This is a genomic window from Chryseobacterium taiwanense (genome assembly GCF_000813825.1).
In the GTDB taxonomy this organism is placed as follows: Bacteria; Bacteroidota; Bacteroidia; order Flavobacteriales; family Weeksellaceae; genus Chryseobacterium; species Chryseobacterium taiwanense.
The window spans coordinates 390,037-409,812 of sequence record NZ_JWTA01000001.1; the positions used below are offsets into that span (position 1 = coordinate 390,037).

Here is a 19,776-nt window from a genome sequence, read left to right on the forward strand (position 1 = left end):
TATGAAAAAGATTTATTTAAAAATAGTATTCCCGTTATGTTTGCTAATGAATGCCGTTTTTTACGCGCAAACACCGTCGAATCCTAATCCTCCGGGAGGGGTTGGTGGAGGTACTCCGGGAGCTCAGGCTTCACCCATTGATATGTATGTTTATGTACTAGGAATTGTAGCCATGTTGCTTATTGTATTTTTTACAAAAAAGTACAAAAGTCAAAAAATATAAAATTTTATTAAAATAATAGTAAACTCTCTGATTAGTCGGGGAGTTTTTTTATTTTTACCATATGAAAAAGATACTTTTATTGTCTGGGATGATGACAGCGTTATCTATCCATGCTCAGTTTTCTGTAACTATTCAAGCACCGGAAGGATTTAAAGAAAATGATGCTATTTTATATACACTTAACGGATCCAAAGATATAATTGTTACCAAAGAGCAGAAAAAAAATAATGTATGGACATTTAAGTACCCTAAAGCTTATTCAGGGATGATGAAGGCTTATTTCCCAAATACGAACAATTCTGTTACATTTATTTCTGAGAATAAGAATGTAAGTATCAAGCTTGATGCAGATGGGACAAAAGTAAAAGACATTATTTATCTTGATGATGCTAATATTTTGATGAGTAGCCTTCAGGAATCTTCTCAAAAGAAAGAATTGATACTTCCTGCATTATCACAAATAAAAGAATACTATAAAGATAATACTGATTTTGGAAAGGCTTTAAAAGTGGAAATCGGAAGATTGTCAGGAAATGATACTTCCGATGCGTCTAAATATCCATTTGTAAGTTATTACAATACGAATTATAATAAATATTTATCTGCTGAAAACACTAAAAAGCTATCTCAGGATGATATTATTAATTTTATTGATAAGTCGAATGATATGTTGGAAACTTCTTCCTTGCTAAGACCATTATTGGTAGCTTACTTAAATACGGGAGGAAACACTAATGTTACTGCTTCTGTAGATAAGTTATTAGATCAATTAAAGGTTGAAACTCCGCGTGGACAGACTGTTTTATCTGAATTAATCGACATTTTTGATGTGTATGATATGTCAGAGTTTAAAAACAAGTATTTAAGCCTTGCAAAGAACCTTAAATGCACCATTACAGACAGATTAGCATCTACATTGAAGTCTAATGCCAATGTTGAATTAGGAGCTGTTTTTCCTAACTATAAATTCCAGTCAGCGGTAAATACGGATGCAAAGTCTATTCATGATGTAAAAGCAGATAAGAAAGTCATTATTTTCTGGTCATCCACTTGTTCACATTGCGAAAGTGAGCTTCCGCAATTATTAGCAAAATACAAAGAATTACAAGCTAAGAAAATTCAGATTATCGGATTGTCTTTGGATACCGACAAAAACTCATATACAAGTAAAATAGCTGCATTTCCATGGATCAATGATACAGAATTGAAAGGATGGAACAGTTCTTACTCGGAAACGTACAATGTTCATGCTACACCGACGTATTTTATTTTAGATGCTAACAATAAGATTATCAGTAAGCCAGAGCACGTGGGAAATGTTTTAGAATATTTTAATGCAAAATAATTTTGGAGGGAAAGAAATAATTTATATATTTGCACCACGAAAAAGGCGAGGTAGCTCAGTTGGTTAGAGCGCAGGATTCATAACCCTGAGGTCACGGGTTCAATTCCCGTCTTCGCTACAAATAGTACTTTCGGTAGGTACTTAAAAAATACACCGCGGGATGGAGCAGTAGGTAGCTCGTCGGGCTCATAACCCGAAGGTCATCGGTTCGAGTCCGGTTCCCGCTACTAAAATCGCAACTAGAAATAGTTGCGATTTTTTTATGAAGTGAAGTCAATTCTTTATACAGGTTTTTAAAATTTATTTTTTATATTTCCTCCTAGCTCCTCAAATCTGGTATTTTGATTAATAAAATAAATCTAAGCGAATCTTTCTCTATAAACTAAGTATACTTCTTTAAATAGAAAATCTTGAGGTTTTGCTAAAATAAATAAGTATCTTTATTGTGAATTATTTAAAATTCTAAAAAAAACTTAAAATAAATTCAATAAATCTTAAAGTTTTCATAAAACTTGATAAAAAAAAGAAATTAATTTTTTTTTTGTAAATATTGTTGTACTTTTACAACGCCTTGAATGAGGGAACAAGTCAAGGTAATAAATTTTTTTTCATCATTTGTGTTTTTAGAATCGTATCGCCTGATACGATTCTTTTTTTTTATGGGATTATTTTTCGTAATTCAACAGTAAGTCGATAAAGTAAGAATAGGTGATAGAACCTTCTTGCTGATTGCTTTTAAGAAATAGGTTGTTGGTAAACCCAAAGAAATCATCCAACCAGCTTTGATGTCTTAAGACAAATGCCTTTTCAAATGCTCTGTCTCTTTTCATTCCTTCAGAATAGTTTTTTAGTACCGTTTTTACAAAAGCTGGATCTTCTTCTATAATAAACCTTAAAAGGCTTTTTAAAGTGAAATATTCGGTGCTGTAGCGAAGTTCTACATTCGTAGAGTTAACGCCTATCAGATAGCCTATAAAATTAGCTTCCTGTTCTCTGGCAAAGCCTAATTGATGTGAGCTTTCATGAGCAGAAGTAAAAGGGATTGATGTTGCCGGCATTTGTGAGTTATACTGGGCTTCAGCAGTGAAAGGATTGTAATATCCGAGTATGCCGGTAAAGCTCATTACATTTTTAAATAAACTAGGTTTAAAAGAATTAATCTGTGGAGCCTTCTTAGAAGAAATAAATGGAGGGATGGTTTTCTGCCTTTGTAAAATTTCTGTTTGAATAGCATTGAGATCTGATAGAATAAAGACTCCGTTTGCATCTTCTTTTACCCTTTCTCTGCTTGCTTTGCATTTCTCAAGGTATTTTAATGCCAATGTTTTTGCTTTGCTTATTTCAGGGTCTTTTTGGCTTGAAAGCTTGTAAAGAATCGGTGTTTGGAAATAAAGCATTCCCCAAAATATCTGGTAGCAGAAATAAAAGATATTAATGACAAGGAGAAGTCTTATTACAGTTTTATTTCTCTCCTTCTTTTTAAAAAGTTTAATAATGGAATATAAAATGAAAATTCCTAAGACGACATATAAAACATCTCCCATTGAAAATGGAATCCATGAAAAAAGAATCTGATGAGTTTTTTTCTGAATTTCAAAAAGACTTTCAAAAAATGAAATCATGAATTTCAATTTCGAAAAAATAAAAAACAAAAGAAATTGGGCAAGTAATAAACCCGCCCAAAATCTTTTCTTCGTATAAATTTTACTAGTATTAATGACCACTTCCTTTTGTAAGTTTATCAAGGTCTATCCCTTGAGATTTTAAAATACCGCTTACTCGAACTGCATAAAATGCTAAATAAGCAAAACAGAAAACGCCTACAATATAACTTGCGTGGATTGTGGTTAAATCTGCAATGTATCCTTGAAGAAGACTAATAATTCCACCCCCCATAATCATCATGATTAATAGACCGGAACCTTGGTTTGTATGTTTTCCAAGACCGTTGATAGCAAGAGCAAAAATACAAGGCCATAAGGTAGAACAAAATAGACCTACACTTGTAAATGCATATACAGAAACCATTCCTTTTGTGAACATTCCGGTAAGTAGAGCAATGATTCCTGCAGTAGAGAAGATAAGCAGCATTCTTGCAGGATTACCTTTACTCATTACATCACAGATAATCATTACAATAATAATTAAACCATACACATAAAAAGGAGTAAGATCATGCTTTGCAATTGCATTCACTAATAAGAATACTCCGAATGCTAAATATGGTGCTAAAAATCTTAAAATCTTTTTGAATCCTGCGCTGAAATCAAAAGCATCAACAGCTCCTGTCCAACGTCCGATCATCATAGAAGCCCAGTAAAGAGAAATATAAGGCGCTACATCTTTAGTTTCAAAATGTAGATCTTTTTCCATATAAGCAGGTAAGTTACTTGCAGTAGATACTTCCACTCCTACATACACAAAAATAGCGATCATCCCCATAATAAGCTGAGGGTAGCTCAATGCTGATTTTCTGTGTTCACCCGGTGTGGCATCATCAGTACTTTCAGTATTGGTAGGTGTTACAGTAGGAAGTGACGAAAACTTCAACATGATAGCCACTAATACAAAAGCAGCTCCTAAAATAAGATAAGGAATCTTTACACTTTCTACACTTACTTCAGTAGTTGCTGCAGTAGCAGATCCGAAAATTGCGAAAGAAACAATCAGAGGTCCGATGGTAGTTCCTAAGTTGTTGATTCCACCTGCCATTGTTAATCTTTGAGAGCCCGTTTCTACTGGTCCTACTTCAATTGCAAGAGGGTTCGCAACAATCTGCTGTAAGGAAAATCCTAAACCTACAATAAATAATCCTGAGATCATCAATGGGAAAGAACCCATATTGGCAGCCGGATAAAATAATAATGTTCCCGCTGCAGAAATCAATAATCCGGTAATTAATCCGTTTTTATAACCAATCTTATTGATTAAATCTTGTTTCAGCCCTTTCGAAATAAACATATAAATTAATGAACCTACCGTATACGCCACGTAGAAACAAATCTGTACGAGCATACTTTCGGTTTGGGTTAAATTAAATGCTTTTTTGAAAACCGGGATTAGGATATCGTTACTGGCTGCAACAAAACCCCAGAAAAAAAATACTGTAACTAACGGAATAAACTGTCCCCAGTTAGTTTGTTTAGAATAGTTTGACATATTTGTTAATAAAAAATTCGCAATAACAAATATAGATTATTTCTTTGATTAAGAGTATTTAACTAAAGTTTTTTTTATTGTCTCAAAAGCTGACAATTTTAAATCTTTTGGAGAATCTGAAGGCTCAAGAATACCATTGTAAAATACCCTTACTTTACCAGGATATCCTTTAGAATTCTCGAATGGAAAAATTTCTTTTAAACCAATAAAGGTGTGAATGACAATTGGTGAGTTGTGCTTGGAAGATAAAGTGAAAGCTCCGTCTTTAAATTCATCTAAAATAATAGAAGTATCATCAGGAACTCCGCCTTCCGGAAAGATAACGATACTACAGCCTTCTTCCATTTTCTCGGCGCATCTTCTGTAAACATCGGCACGGCTTCTTGCACTGCTTCGGTCTACCATTACGCAGATCCTTTTATAGATCGTTCCGAAAATAGGAATCTTTACCAGCTCTTTTTTTCCCACAAAGCAAATAGGATGATGAGGATACAGAATACAGGTAAGCATAATATCCATAATGGAAGTGTGATTGGAAATAATCACATATTGCTTTCCTTTTTCAAGTTGCTGGCTGGAAAGCTTAGTGATCTCATGTCTCAATCCCATTCCGTAGAACATTCCGTAGCTCCAGAAGCGGATAAACTTATAGGCATATTTATAATGCTTTTTATTAAATGATAAGATAAAAACCGGAATCCCGAAAAATATCGTTAAAAAAAAAGCTAAAATCAAAAGCCAAAATCTCCAGAGATAATTTAAAATCTTTCCCACAAGTTATCCATTAAAAATTACTTTTTTCTTGATCGAATAATTAAGTACCGAAACTAATAAAATTGCCGCAATCTTACTAATCATTTCCGGACTTAACGTATAGATAATTAAACTGATATTATCTTTAAAGATAAAACTGTAGAAAAACTGGAAAAAGCTAAGACTTAATAATGTTGAAATAAAAGAGACAATCATAAAATAAGCAAATTCTTTTTTCTTTGAATGTTTCCCTCGCTCAAAAACGAACCAAATACTTAGAAAATAATTGGTAATGATCCCGCAGCTAGTAGATAATATGTTACTTAAAGGATAATGAATACCATGGAAATTAGTTTCCTGAGAAAACATACTAGGGAGTTGGGTACTGAAAATTTTAAAACTTCCAATCTCAACAATAGCACTAAGACCTCCGGCTATGATGAAGAATAAAATTTGTTTTTGGCGTAGTAGTAATTCTCTCATTAAGATGATATAATTTGCAAATTTATAACTATATGTTAAACAGTGAAAAAAGTTGTTAAATATTTTTTTTGAATCAAAAATATTTTTAAATTTAATCTTCTGAACGAAGTAAAAATGACCTGATAATAAATTCATTTTCAACAGCTTGTGTTGGGTGGTTTTTCTATCTTGTAATACAGGTTTGAGAGCATTCTATCAACATTTTTTTATCAAAACTATAATTATATTTGTATGAAAAGTCAAAACAAATACAGAAAATTCCAGCTTCAGCAGAAAAATATTGAGGCTCTTGAGAGAGAGAGTACTCGATTCAAAAGAGTGTATACCGAATACGAAAATATGTCTGATGAGCTATGGAATCTTGAGAATTCTAACGGGGAACCCGTTCCCGACGACTTTATCAATGCGATGATCTTACAGACTTCTTACTTGGAAGATGAAATAGAAGATTGGCTATTACAATTCAATGAAAAAAAAACTGATATAAAACATTCTTAATTTTGTAAAGCTTCTGATGTGTTTGTAACACGGTTTAAAGATAAATTCATAATTTAGCATCCTTAAACTAAAATCTAAAATATGGTTGCTATTGTTGATGGTGGCTCTACAAAATGTGATTGGGTAATTCTAGATGATTTTAACAAAGTCTTTTTAAAAACCGAAACGATTGGTTTTAATCCAAATAATATTGCGGCACATCTTATTGTTCCTGAAATTGAAAAAAACATCAGTTTGGGAGCAGTCAAAAACTCAATAACCAAGGTGTTTTTCTATGGCTCCGGCTGTGGAATACCTGAAAACTGTGCGATCATTGAACGAGAGCTGAAAAAATTCTTTACGCAGTCAGAGGTTCTTGCAAAAGAAGATCTTACTGCTGCTGCATATGCGGCTTACAGAGGAAAGCCGGCAATTGTTTGTATCTTAGGAACAGGTTCCAACTCATGTTATTTCGACGGAGAAAAATTAAAAATTAAACTTCCTTCATTAGGTTTCCTTGTAGGGGATGAAGGAAGTGGAAGCGCAATTGGAAAACAATTGGTGCGCAGATTCTTTATGCAGAAACTTCCTGATGATTTATCTTGCGAGTTCGAAAAAACGTATAAGCTTACGGTGGATGAAGCATTGAAAAATATGTATCATACTTCAAGACCCAATGCTTATTTGGCAAATTTTAATAAATTTGTTGTTGAAAGGAAAGATCATCCTTACTTTCAGAAAATGGTTTTCGATGAAATGATGAATTTTTTCGATTATCAGGTTCTCCCTTACGAAGAATCAAAAGAGGCTGAAATCAACTTTATTGGTTCTATAGCTTATTATTATGAAAATATTCTACGTTCTGCAGCTGCAGAGCTTAATTTAAATGTGGGACAAATCGTACAAAAGCCTATTGAAAGCTTAGTAGATTACCACATTAAATATATACTATAAATAAAAAATAAAATTCTATGTCAAGTAAAAATAACCGCGACGAGAAGAACTTTAACCAGGCCGCGTTAGACTATCATAAAATCGAACCTAAAGGAAAAATTGAAGTTATTCCTTCAAAACCACACTCGTCTCAGAGAGATTTGTCATTGGCATATTCTCCCGGAGTTGCTGTTCCTTGTATGGAAATCCACGAAAAACCGGAAGCAGTATATGATTATACAGGAAAAGGAAACTTGGTGGCAGTTATTTCCAATGGTACTGCGGTTTTAGGACTAGGAGATATCGGAGCGGAAGCTTCAAAACCGGTGATGGAAGGAAAAGGTCTTTTATTTAAGATCTTTGCGGATATTAACGTTTTTGATATTGAAATAGACGAAAAAGATCCGGATAAATTTATTGAAATTGTAAAAGGTATTGCCCCAACTTTTGGAGGGATCAACCTTGAAGATATTAAAGCACCTGAAGCTTTCTATATTGAGCAAAGATTAAAAGAAGAGCTGGATATTCCTTTGATGCACGATGATCAGCACGGAACTGCGATTATTTCTGCTGCGGCATTAATTAACTCTTTACAAATTGCGAACAAAAAGATTGAAGAAGTAAAAATGGTCGTGAATGGAGCCGGAGCGGCTGCAATTGCTTGTACCAATTTGTATATTTCTTTAGGGTTGAAGAAAGAGAATGTATTGATGTGTGACAGTAAAGGTGTGATTAATCACAAGAGAGAAAATCTTACTCCTGAAAAACTAGACTTCATCGCTAATACAGATATTGAAACATTAGAAGATGCTGTAAAAGGTTCTGATGTTTTTGTTGGATTATCAAAAGGAAACGTAATGTCGCCTGAAATGTTGTTAAGCATGAATGATAACCCGATTGTTTTCGCATTGGCAAATCCGGATCCTGAAATTGCTTACGATTTGGCATTGGAAACACGTAAAGATGTGATCATGGCAACAGGGAGAAGTGATTATCCTAACCAGGTTAATAATGTTCTTGGTTTCCCATATATTTTCCGTGGAGCATTAGATGTTCAGGCGAAAGGAATTAATGAAGAAATGAAATTGGCTGCCGTTCATGCGATTGCTAATTTAGCAAAAGAACCGGTTCCTGAAGCTGTTATTTTAGCATATAATGTTCAGAATCTGCAATTTGGAAGAGAATATTTTATTCCGAAACCGTTTGATAGTCGATTGATTACAAAAGTATCAAGTGCAGTTGCTAAAGCTGCAATAGATAGTGGAGTGGCAAGAAAAACCATTACTGATTTCGAAGAATACGAACATCACCTTCTTGACAGAATGGGAAGAGATGAGAAATTGGTAAGAATGATGCAGAGCCGTGCTAAAGCAGATCCGAAAAGAATTACGTTAGGAAATGCTGAAGAATATAATGTATTGAAAGCTGCTCAGATTCTTTACGAAGAAGGAATTGCTTACCCAAGTCTTTTAGGAAACAAAAAATATATTCAGGAACAAATGGAACGTTTCGGAATCAATTTAAATGTTCCAATTATCGATCCGAGTGATGACGATCAAAAAGAAAACAGAAAGAAATATAGAGAAACACTTTGGAAACTTCGCCAGAGAAAAGGGATGAACGAGTACAAAGCAAAAAGATTCGTTCGTCAAAGAGATTATTTTGGTCCTTTGATGTTGAAGCATGGAGATACTGATGGATTGATCATTGGTTTCTCTAAAAATTATACTTCAGTTCTAAGACCGGTTTTAGAAGTGATTGAAAGAGAAAAAGGAGTAGATAAAGTGGCGGCAATGATGATGATCTTATCTGAAAAGAAACCTATTTTCTTCGCTGATACTTCTATCAATCAAAATCCAACTGCGGATGATTTGGTAAATATTGCTAAAATGGCTGAATTCACAGTGAGGTCTTTTGCGATTGAACCAAGAATTGCCATGTTAGGATTTGAAAACTTTGCGGCGATTTCCGATACTTCTAAAAAAGTGGCAAAAGCGGTAAGTATTCTTCATGAGAAATATCCAAAAATGATTGTAGATGGTGAAATTCAACCGGACTTTGCCATGAATGCAGATCATTTGAGTGATTATCCTTTCTCAAAATTAGAGACAACACCAGCAAACACATTCATTTTCCCAAATCTTGAAAGTGCAAACTTATCCTACAAAATTCTTAGAGGGATGAAAGTAGCACAGGTTATCGGACCAATCTTGATGGGATTGAAACAACCTGTTCACGTTTTACAAATGCGTTCAAGCGTAGATGAAATTGTAAATCTTGCTACCGTTGCAGTTCTTGATGCTCAAAGAAGAGAGAAGAGAGACAAAAAATAATATTTTTAGATGCCTTTTAGGTATTTATAAAGAAATACAAGAAAAAAGACTCCAGATTTTGGAGTCTTTTTTCTTTTAGAGATTCCATTGATTTTTTTATAAAAGAATGGGTTAAACTCATTAGTCCGTGAAATGAAAACATTACTTAGTTTAAATTACTATATTTGGGAGTTTTTAAAAATTAATCATGATATTTTCTTTACAAGGAACTGTTCAGGAGCTTACCCCTACTTATGCCGTAATTAATGTGCAAGGTGTTGGGTACTACGTGGGAATCAGCATAATGACTTCACAAACTCTTCTTCTGAATCAGGAGACAACTCTTTTTATTCAACAAATTATTCGGGAAGATGCACATTTGCTTTTTGGGTTTAACACTCGTTCTGAAAAAGAAATGTTTAATTTGTTAATAAGCGTTAATGGAGTTGGGGCGGTATCTGCTTTAATTTTACTCTCTACTTTTAGCCTTAATGAGATTGCTTCTGGAGTACTTTCCGGTAACAGTGCTTTGATTCAAAAAGCGAAAGGAATAGGGGCAAAAACAGCTGAAAGAATTATTGTGGATTTGAAAGATAAAGTCCAAAAATTCAACACTTCAGAAGAAAATATTTCTACATTTGTAAATAATAAAATTAAGGAAGAATCGTTATCTGCATTAGAAGTTTTAGGGATTCCTAAACGAATGAGCGAGAAGATTGCAGATAAAATAATTAAACAAAATCCAAGTATTTCGGTAGAAGAATTGGTAAAACAAATTTTAAAAAACATTTAACATTTGGTGACAACTCATAAATATTTCAATATATTCTTGTTCCTATCTTTTCTGTGTATTTCCATCAATACATTCGGACAAGAAAATCCTGTGACTGGTTCTACTGTAAAGAAGGATTACGAATTACCCGATCCTACTCAGTATGAAGCATTTTATGATATAAAAACAGGGATGTATTTGGTATATCCCAAGATTGGAAATATCGTAACAGGAGTTCCTACGGCTATGTCTCCGGAAGAGTATAAAGAATTTATGCTCGCAACGCAGTCAAAAGCCTATTACAAAGAAAAATCAGACCGATACAGCTTACTTTTCAGAAAAGATAAAAGCGATGCGTTAAAGAAAGGATTAATTCCTGCTTTAACGATCAGAAACAGACTTTTTGAAACTATTTTCGGAAGTAACAAAATAGAAATTATCCCATCAGGATTTGCTTCTTTTGACTTTGGAGGATTATATCAAAAAATTGATAACCCATTAATTCTTCCACAAAACAGAACCAGTTTTACTTTTGATATCAACCAGAGAATTCAGCTAGGACTTTTAGGAAAAGTAGGTGAAAATCTTCAGTTGAAAGCGAATTACGATACCCAAAGTGGTTTTGCATTTGAAAACAGAATGAACTTGGTTTGGCAGGCAAAAGGAAGCTGGAAAGACCTTCAATCTAAAGGACTTGGAGATATTAATTCTCCGGGAGCAGGCGGAGAAGACAAAATCATAAAAAGAGTAGAATTCGGTAATGTTAACATGCCACTGTCTACCAGTTTGATACGTGGTTCGGAGTCTTTGTTTGGGGTGAAAACAGAGTTTCAGTTAGGCAAAACGTATGGAACAGTAGTGCTTTCTCAACAGCAGGGAGAGGCTAGAAATATTGTCGTTCAAGGAGGTGGAGTAATGAATACCTTTAAAATGAACGCAATAGATTATGAAGACAATCAGCATTACTTCTTAGGACATTACTTCTTAGACGGTTATGATAATGCATTGCTTAACTATCCTCAGATTAATTCAAGAATCAACATTACAAGACTAGAAGTTTGGGTGCTGGATCAAGGAAACAGTAATCTTGCTTATCAAAAAAGTTTAGTCGGAATTCGAGATTTGGGAGAAGGAGCATCCGGAACACCGGACAACTCTCAAAACGGATTGTATAATGCGATCTCCACGACAATGGGAACCAGAGATCCGGGAACCAATTATGGTGATGTTTTACAAGGAGGAACATTCCCGGGAAGTACACAGCCTTATGCGAATGGAGAACAGTTTATCTTTAATAAAAAAGCAAGAAGATTAAATGCAAATGAATATACCTTCCAGCCGCAATTAGGATATATTTCATTAAACCAAAAACTAAATGATCAGCAGTTATTGGCTGTTTCATATTCATATACGGTAAACGGAACCAATCAGGTTTATAAGGTCGGGGAATTTTCAGAAGAAAGCTCTGTTTTGGTTGCTAAACTTTTGAAATCGAATACTACGGTGAATGTAGAATCTCCTATGTGGGATTTGATGATGAAGAATATCTATGCTTTAGATGGTGCACAGATTAGTCAGGATGGGTTTATCTTAAATGTATATTATAGAGATGCACAGACTGGAGGTAAGGTTAACTACCTTCCTAATACGAATGTTCAGGATACGAACTTACTAAAGTTGATGAACTGGGATCGTTTAAATACCAATGGTGACCTTCAGTCAAATAGTGGAGGAACAACAGGTGATGGTATTTTTGACTTTGTCAACGGAATTACCATCAGGCCGGAAACCGGAAAAGTTATTTTTACTAAAGTACAGCCGTTTGGAAGTAATATACAAAACCTTTTAGGAAGTAATAATCCTCAGTATGTATTTAGTGATTTGTATGATAAACAGAAACAAGCGGCTACATACAGTAATTTGTCACAACGATATACAATGGAAGGTCGTTACAAAGGAACGACAGGACAAGGTATTTCTTTAGGAGCAGTAAACGTTCCACAAGGATCTGTAAAAGTTACTGCGAATGGAGTGCAATTAACGGAAGGAGTAGACTATACAGTTGATTATATGCTGGGAACAGTGACCATCATCAACGAACAGGTAAAACAGTCTGGTCAGGCAATTAATATTGCTCTAGAAAATCAGTTAACATTCAATACGCAGAGAAAAAGATTTTTAGGGTTGAATTTAGAAAGAAGATTCAGCGAAAACTTCATTTTAGGTGGTACGGTTGTTAATTATTCTGAATCACCGCTTACCCAAAAGGTAAACTACGGACAAGAAGCCGTAAACAATACAATGGCAGGAATCAATTTGATGTACAACAATCAATTACCATTCCTGACAAGATTAACGGATAAAATACCGTTGGTAAATACCGAAGCTCCTTCTAATTTAAACTTTAAAATGGAAGCTGCTTATTTGTTGCCTGGGCTTAATAAAGGTACGAACGACCAGTCTTATATTGACGATTTTGAACAGACGACTTCAAAGATTTCATTAAAAGAACCTGCGGCATGGAGCTTGGCTTCAAAACCGGAAAAAAATACTCAAATTCCATTCAACATAGCTCCACCGAATGATGACATTACAAGTGGATATGGAAGAGGATTGCTATCTTGGTATAATATTGACCCTAGATTCTGGGGAGTAGGAGGTAAAGCGCCAACAGGAATTACAGCTCAGTCTGTTTCCAACCACGCATCAAGAAGAGTACAGCTTTCTGAGATTTATAATAACAGAGATTTTGTAGCGGGTGAACAAACCTTTACCAATACATTTGATATCTCTTACTACCCTCAGGAAAAAGGACCTTACAACGTAAATCCGGGTTCTGAAAGTACACAGCAGAGATGGGGAGGTATCATGAGACCGATCAGTGTTTCCAACTTTGTCAATTCAAATATCGAATATGTCGAATTTTGGTTAATGGATCCTTATGCAGATGGAAAACAGTTGAGTAATCCTGGAAATACACCTAAGTTATTATTCCAGTTAGGAAACGTATCTGAAGATGTTTTAAAAGATGGGTTCATGCAGTATGAAAATGGTCTTCCAACACCTTCTTCAACTTCTACTACTACGAATTCAAACTGGGGAACTCAGCCAAAACAACCACCTGTTCTATATGCGTTTTCTAGCGAGGGTACAGACAGAACAGTACAAGATGCGGGATATGATGGTTTAACATCTGATCAGGAAGCAGCAAGATTTGGAAATACATTTACAAACCCTGTGACTAATTTGTCTGATCCTGCAGTGGATGATTTCTTATTCTATATGTCCGATAAATTTACAGGAACTCAGGCGGCTTCAATTGTTGAACGTTATAAATATTTCAGGGGTCCGGAAGGGAATTCAAAAAGCAACTCTCTAGAAGTTTCTTCACAAACTCCGGATGCAGAAGATATCAATAAAGATTACAATTTAGATCAAAGTGAAAATTACAACCAGTACGAAGTAAACTTAGATCAGGCAAGTCTTACTTTAGGACAAAACAACATCGTAGACGTAAAAACGGTAAAAGCTAATTTCCAAAACGGACAGTCTTCTGATGTGAAATGGTATTTATTCAGAATTCCGGTTTCACAATACGTAGGGACAGAAGGAGATCATTCTGCAGCTGTTCTAAATAATGTGAGATTCGCAAGATTATTATTAACTGGATTTGATAATACATCTACGTTAAGATTCGGAACAATGGATTTAGTTCGTTCTGACTGGAGAAGATATCCGAATAAAATTGCCAGTGAAACAGTAGATTCTCCTACAGAAGGTACAGCAGGAAGTGATACAATGAATGATAACTTCGAAGTGGGAAGTGTGAACATTGAAGAGAACGGATTGAACCAGCCTCCATATGTATTGCCTCCAGGAATTGATAGACAGGTTTTAAGCGGAAATGCAGGAGCTCAGAGACAGAATGAAGCTTCATTATATATGAAGATAAAAAACATGGATCTGGAAGCAAGAGGGGTTTTCAAAAATACAACTCTTGATATGAGAAGGTATAAAAAGTTGAAGCTTTTCATGCACGCTGAAAACTTAGACAATCCTATCTCTTCAGCTCTTGATAAGAACTTGAAGTTCTTTATCCGTTTCGGAAGTGATGCTACAGATAACTACTACGAATATGAAGCTTCTGTAAAATATACAGCAAGTACAGCAACGACTCCTTTAGAAATCTGGCCTGTAGAAAATGATGTGGATTTTGAGATTCAGGATTTTGTAGATGCAAAAATCAGAAGAGATAAGCAATCTCCGAATAATATAACCGAACGAACCAGAGACGCACAATTCAGTCATGACGACAAAGACATCTATATCAAAGGTAGACCTTCATTAGGAAATATTACCACGATCATGATTGGGGTAAGAAACTTGCCTCGAGGAAATATTAATAGTAAAGGTAGAGTAATTTGGGTAAATGAAATTCGTCTTTCTGAGATTGAAAATGATGGTGGATATGCAGGAAATGCAAGTCTTAATTTTAACCTTGGAGATTTTGCAACGGTAAATACGAGTGCTTCATACAGCTCAGTAGGTTTTGGAAATATAGATTCTAAACCGGCTGAAAGAAGTCAGTCTTCACAATCAGCATTCAGTATCAATACTGCTATTAATGTTGATAAACTATTACCGGAAAAAAGTGGGGTGAAAATTCCATTGAACTATTCATATTCTCAGACGATCGAAGATCCGAAATACAATCCTTTGGATACCGATGTGGAATTTAATAAAGCAGCCAATAAGGAAGAGCTTAAAAAAGTAGCGAGAACATATACACAACAAAGAAGTATAGGAGTAGTGAATATGCACAAAGAAAGAGTAAACCAAAATAAGAAGCCGAAATTCTTCGATGTAGAAAATATTTCTATGACTGCGGTTTACAATGATGATTATTACAGAGATATTTATACCAAGAAGAATTACAGACAATACTTCAGAGGATATATCGATTATAATTATACCTTTAAACCTTGGGTGATAAAACCATTCAATAAACTGATCAGCGATACCGCGAAGTCAACAAAATATTTGAGATGGGCGAAGGAATTCAATTTTAATCCAATTCCTACAAGATTATCATTCAGAACAGAAATTGACAGAAATTACAACGAACTTGAATTTAGAGATATCGAATCGATTCTTTCAGGAAACTTCGGAAGTAATTTTGATGTGATAAAAAACAGAAACTTTTATTTCGGTTGGCAGTATGGGTTAGGATTTAACTTTACAAAATCATTAAAGTTAGAGATCAACTCACTGACAAGAACATTGAATGATAACATTGATGTGAATACGATGAACAACAGTTCTATTTTCGGAAATGTGTTCAGAGCCGGAAGACCAGTATTGTACAATCATAAAGTTCAGTTAGGATATAAATTACCAATGCAGTATCTTCCATACATGGATTTCATAGATGCAGAATTGGGATATGGATTTACGTATAACTGGAACTCTAGATCTACCGCATTACTTTCAAGTCCGGAAGGAAGTTTAGGATCTATTGGTCAGAACACAAATGTAATAACGGCTAAAGCAACAGCAGATCTTCCTAAGTTTTTCAGTCAGTTTAAGTATTTCCAGAACATCTCTTCCAAACTGCAAAAAAGAAGAAGAGAGATCGACTCTTTAAATAATGCCTATACATTAGCTTGGGATAAAAAGAGATATAAATATAAGAGCTATAAGTTTAAAAATAAATTGACTCCGTTACAGAGTATTGCAAACTTTATGACTTCATTCAAACAGTTGAATTTTGAATATACAGAAAACAATGGATCTGTAGTTCCTGGACTTCTTTCTGCTCCAAACTGGTATGGATATGGCCAGACTTTAGGAGGACCAACTGCTGGATTCTTATTAGGATCGCAATCAGATATCAGAAGAGTAGCGGTAGAAAATGGCTGGGTAAGTACTTCCTCGTTGATGACTGATCCTTATATTCAGATGTCAACAAAAGAATTGCGTGCGGATTTACAATTTGTTCCAATCAGTGACTTTAGAATAGACTTTAATGTTCTACATACCTACAATAGGAACTTCTCGCAGTCGGGGTATAATGATCCTCAGAATTTAGCATATGCAAACCATGATTTCTCTTTTGCGAATGACTTTGTGACCTATTCGAATACGGTTGTAGCAATTAATACAGCGTTCAAAGATGGGGCAGCAATTTATCAGGCCATTAGAGCAAATGCAATAGCTATTTCACAGCAAATGGGAGGTCCGTTAAATGCAGATGGTTTCACAGAAGGACACAGTATTTCAAATGCGTATGTATTAATTCCTGCCTTTAGAGCAGCAGTGGAAGGAAAATCTCCAAAGACAATCGGAAATGCTAAGAAAGGAGGAATTCCAATTCCAAACTGGAAGATTACCTATTCTGGATTAAAGAATATTCCTGTCATTAACGGACAGTTTACGAAGTTCGATATCTTACATGCGTATAGTGCAACTTATACAGCAACAGGTATTCAGTCAAGTATTGATTATTATAATATTCTTACTTCAGGTAATGATAAAGATGTAAATGGAGATTATATCAACCCATATACTTTCTCGCAGTCGACTTACTTGGAATCTTTCTCTCCGCTTATAGGGATAGACGTGACGATGAGAAACAATATGCAGTTCGGAATTCAGTACAACAGAAACAGAATGTTGCTTTTAGGATTGGTAAACCATACCCTTACCGAAGAAGCCAATAAAGAATATGTGGTAAGATTAGGATATATCGTTCGAAACTTCAGATTGGGAATGGCAAATACAAGAGGAGCCAGATCCAAAGGAAGCGATCTAAACATTAGAGGTGATATCTCATTAAGAGACAGCCAGACAAGCATCATGAATATCTTGTTAAATGACTCGCAGGTGACAGGTGGGCAAAAAGTAATGAATATCAAACTTTCCGCAGATTATAATGTTTCCGAAAATTTGAACTTAAAACTGTTCTATGAACAATTAACTTCAAAATATAAAATATCAACGGCCTTCCCGTTATCTACAATACGAGCAGGTATTTCAGCAACCTTTACGTTTGGAGATTCCGGTGGATTCTAAAAAATAAATTAATGAAAATAAAAAAACTCCCTTTCTACATAGTAGTTAGGGAGTTTTTATTTAGATACCATTCACTTCTTTTTGATAATAAATAAGTGTTGTATTATCTTTGAAGGAAGAATAATACTAATTAAAATCAATAAAGAAAGTAGACCATAAGGCATACTTTTATTTTACTAATCATGGAAATCGTAAAAAAGAAAACCTACAAAGAAAATTATTTATTAAAGATTGGAATCCCTACATTTATTTGTTTTACTCTTCTCGCAATTATTTTGGATCATTTTAAAATAACAGATGCATCTTCTAGAGAAACTAGATTTAATGATGTTAATGTAATTGTTATGATTCTTGGTGGTGTTTTATTTGCTCCTGTTTCTGAGGAACTCTTTTTTCGCGGTGCTTTCACAGGAAAAAAATATCTTAAATATATAAGTTACTTTGGGATTTCATTTTTTGTCATCATGGAACAAAGTTATTTTTTGATTCCCTTGGTAATACTATTCATCATTTTATTTGAATTAAGATTAAAAAACAACTTCCAGAAATATTCCTATTTTGTAAACGCATTACTATTTAGCTTAATGCATTACAAATTTTATGATCTCTTCAATATTTCTTCATATCCGAGTATTATAGGAACAGCCGGATTAGCTTTGGTTCTAATCTGGTTGGTTCTTAATGTTGGACTTTGGGCTTCTATGTTAGCACATTTCTTTGTTAATGGAACCCTTATTTTTACAGCAATTATAGGTTATGAAAGCTCGGACAAAACCTTGAAAAAAATAGAAACAAATGACTTTGTAATGACTTACCAATATGTTTCATTGTTTGAAAGTGATGGTCAGCTAGAATTTTCGAGGAACAAAGAAGTTAAAGCAGTAAATACAAGTATAGATAATATTAACAAACTATTTTGTCCAGACACAAAATTAAAAGAATTATATTTTGGAAAATTCAATATCACAATAAAAAGAAAACAAGGCAGTACAAAAAAATTAGATTGCCAAACGTTCCATGAATTACTGAAGAAAAGTAATATTTTAGAAGAATAATGTTGAAAGTGTAAAACTTTTCCTTGCAAATCAATGGGTTTGAGCTCATCAATAAATATTTCTTTATTTCCTTTGAGCATTTATCTATTTTGAATAAATTTGTCGATATAAAAAAATAAAAATGAACACACCGTCAGAATTAAAGTACACTAAAGATCACGAATGGATTAAGATTGAAGGTAACGTTGCTACAATCGGTATTACAGACTTCGCACAAGGAGAATTGGGAGATATCGTATATGTAGATGTAGATACTGTAGATGATGAGCTTAATGGAGGAGATGTTTTCGGAAGTGTAGAAGCTGTAAAAACAGTTTCAGATTTATTCTTGCCAATCTCAGGGAAAGTTATTGAATTTAACTCAGAACTTGAAGATCAGCCGGAATTATTGAATTCAGATCCTTATGGAGAAGGATGGATTATCAAATTAGAAATTGCTGAAGGTGCAGATCATTCAGAATTATTGTCTGCAGAAGAATATCAAGCTATCATTGGATAGGATTTCAAAAATATTTAGTAAGATTTTGCCCATTTATTGGGCATTTCTTACTTATATGCTACTTAAGCCCGGAGAAGAGAACCAGGAATACTGGTTTATGTTCGACGGCTTAGACAAAGTTTTACACTTCAGTATATTTGCAATGCTTGGTTTCTGCTTCATGGCAGCGTTCCCTAAAATCAAGTTCTCTTATTTTTTTCAAATTATTCTTATCTACGCATTTCTTACAGAAATTCTTCAGGAAGAAATGGGACTCGGAAGATCCATGGAAACCCTCGATGTGGTTGCGGATACCATTGGATGTCTTATCGGCTACTATATATATAAGCTGCTTATCAAACGATTTTTCTGAATCAAGAAAAATAAAACTTACTTCTGCCATTCTCAAAAGCGGAATAAATAAGTCCAAGCAGACTCTTACCTTCATTAAACAATTTGTAATTATCTTTTTTAGGAGCTTTATCCCGCTCTCCGCACTTGCTATTTTCTTTTGAAAAAGAAAATGAGCTCAAACAAATGCTGCGATCGGGGCTATACATATACTATATAATATAGAAGTACCTGTCATTTCAATTAATAACACGGCTTTTCTACAGGTAAAACCTATAAAAATTCAGTTTTATCGGATAATATCCCTTCAAATAAGCACCATATATATAGTTAAAACAGGCTTAGAAAGCATTTAAAGAATAAC

The 19,776-nt window shown here is 34.3% G+C and carries 14 protein-coding genes and 2 tRNA genes; 12 read left to right on the forward strand and 4 right to left on the reverse strand.

Annotated features, from left to right (window positions below):
* Position 1: 1 nt before the first annotated feature.
* The 4 genes from RM51_RS19615 to RM51_RS01865 all read left to right on the forward strand — a co-directional run bounded on the left by RM51_RS19615 (position 2) and on the right by RM51_RS01865 (position 1,795).
* Positions 2–223 carry a signal peptidase gene (locus RM51_RS19615; protein WP_228375759.1) on the forward strand — a complete coding sequence of 74 codons (222 nt, stop codon included), beginning with the start codon at positions 2–4 and terminating at the stop codon, positions 221–223.
* Between the two features lie 61 nt (positions 224–284).
* Positions 285–1,568, forward strand: a complete 1,284-nt coding sequence (locus RM51_RS01855; protein ID WP_039364482.1) for a TlpA family protein disulfide reductase — start codon at positions 285–287, stop codon at positions 1,566–1,568.
* 44 nt (positions 1,569–1,612) lie between these two features.
* A tRNA-Met gene (locus RM51_RS01860) sits at positions 1,613–1,686 on the forward strand.
* 36 nt (positions 1,687–1,722) lie between these two features.
* Positions 1,723–1,795: transfer RNA gene (locus tag RM51_RS01865), tRNA-Met, on the forward strand.
* A gap of 438 nt (positions 1,796–2,233) precedes the next feature.
* On the opposite strand, the gene RM51_RS01870 is transcribed toward RM51_RS01865, so the two are convergent.
* From RM51_RS01870 to RM51_RS01885, 4 genes are all read right to left on the reverse strand, one after another.
* Positions 2,234–3,190: a DUF3810 domain-containing protein gene (locus RM51_RS01870; protein ID WP_228375760.1), complete on the reverse strand. Its 957-nt coding sequence runs from the start codon at positions 3,188–3,190 to the stop codon at positions 2,234–2,236.
* 91 nt (positions 3,191–3,281) lie between these two features.
* On the reverse strand, positions 3,282–4,727 hold the full coding sequence (locus RM51_RS01875) for an MFS transporter (protein ID WP_039364484.1): 1,446 nt from the start codon (positions 4,725–4,727) through the stop codon (positions 3,282–3,284).
* Between the two features lie 48 nt (positions 4,728–4,775).
* Positions 4,776–5,501 (reverse strand): lysophospholipid acyltransferase family protein, encoded by a 726-nt coding sequence (locus RM51_RS01880; RefSeq protein ID WP_039364486.1) that lies wholly within the window; start codon positions 5,499–5,501, stop codon positions 4,776–4,778.
* Between the two features lie 3 nt (positions 5,502–5,504).
* A complete protein-coding gene (locus RM51_RS01885) occupies positions 5,505–5,963 on the reverse strand; it encodes a GtrA family protein (protein WP_039364488.1) in 459 nt (152 codons plus the stop codon).
* A 231-nt stretch (positions 5,964–6,194) separates the two neighbouring features.
* Between RM51_RS01885 and RM51_RS01890 the strand changes: the two genes are divergently transcribed.
* The 8 genes from RM51_RS01890 to RM51_RS01925 all read left to right on the forward strand — a co-directional run bounded on the left by RM51_RS01890 (position 6,195) and on the right by RM51_RS01925 (position 19,434).
* Entirely contained in the window at positions 6,195–6,461 is a 267-nt protein-coding gene (locus RM51_RS01890) for a hypothetical protein (RefSeq protein WP_039364490.1), read from the forward strand.
* An 81-nt stretch (positions 6,462–6,542) separates the two neighbouring features.
* The gene (locus RM51_RS01895) at positions 6,543–7,394 is read left to right on the forward strand and encodes a BadF/BadG/BcrA/BcrD ATPase family protein (protein WP_039364492.1); all 852 of its coding nucleotides are present in this window, start codon (positions 6,543–6,545) and stop codon (positions 7,392–7,394) included.
* 17 nt (positions 7,395–7,411) lie between these two features.
* Complete coding sequence (locus RM51_RS01900) at positions 7,412–9,706, forward strand: NADP-dependent malic enzyme (protein WP_039364495.1); 2,295 nt, start codon at positions 7,412–7,414, stop codon at positions 9,704–9,706.
* A 187-nt stretch (positions 9,707–9,893) separates the two neighbouring features.
* Positions 9,894–10,478, forward strand: coding sequence for a Holliday junction branch migration protein RuvA (ruvA, locus tag RM51_RS01905; protein WP_039364497.1), 585 nt, complete (start codon positions 9,894–9,896; stop codon positions 10,476–10,478).
* A gap of 6 nt (positions 10,479–10,484) precedes the next feature.
* Positions 10,485–17,528 (forward strand): T9SS outer membrane translocon Sov/SprA, encoded by a 7,044-nt coding sequence (gene sov / locus RM51_RS01910; RefSeq protein ID WP_039364500.1) that lies wholly within the window; start codon positions 10,485–10,487, stop codon positions 17,526–17,528.
* 182 nt (positions 17,529–17,710) lie between these two features.
* A complete protein-coding gene (locus RM51_RS01915; protein ID WP_039364502.1) occupies positions 17,711–18,583 on the forward strand; it encodes a CPBP family intramembrane glutamic endopeptidase in 873 nt (290 codons plus the stop codon).
* Positions 18,584–18,704: 121 nt separating this feature from the next.
* Positions 18,705–19,082 carry a glycine cleavage system protein GcvH gene (gcvH, locus tag RM51_RS01920; RefSeq protein ID WP_039364504.1) on the forward strand — a complete coding sequence of 126 codons (378 nt, stop codon included), beginning with the start codon at positions 18,705–18,707 and terminating at the stop codon, positions 19,080–19,082.
* Positions 19,083–19,137: 55 nt separating this feature from the next.
* Positions 19,138–19,434, forward strand: coding sequence for a VanZ family protein (locus RM51_RS01925; RefSeq protein WP_394330991.1), 297 nt, complete (start codon positions 19,138–19,140; stop codon positions 19,432–19,434).
* Positions 19,435–19,776: the final 342 nt, after the last annotated feature.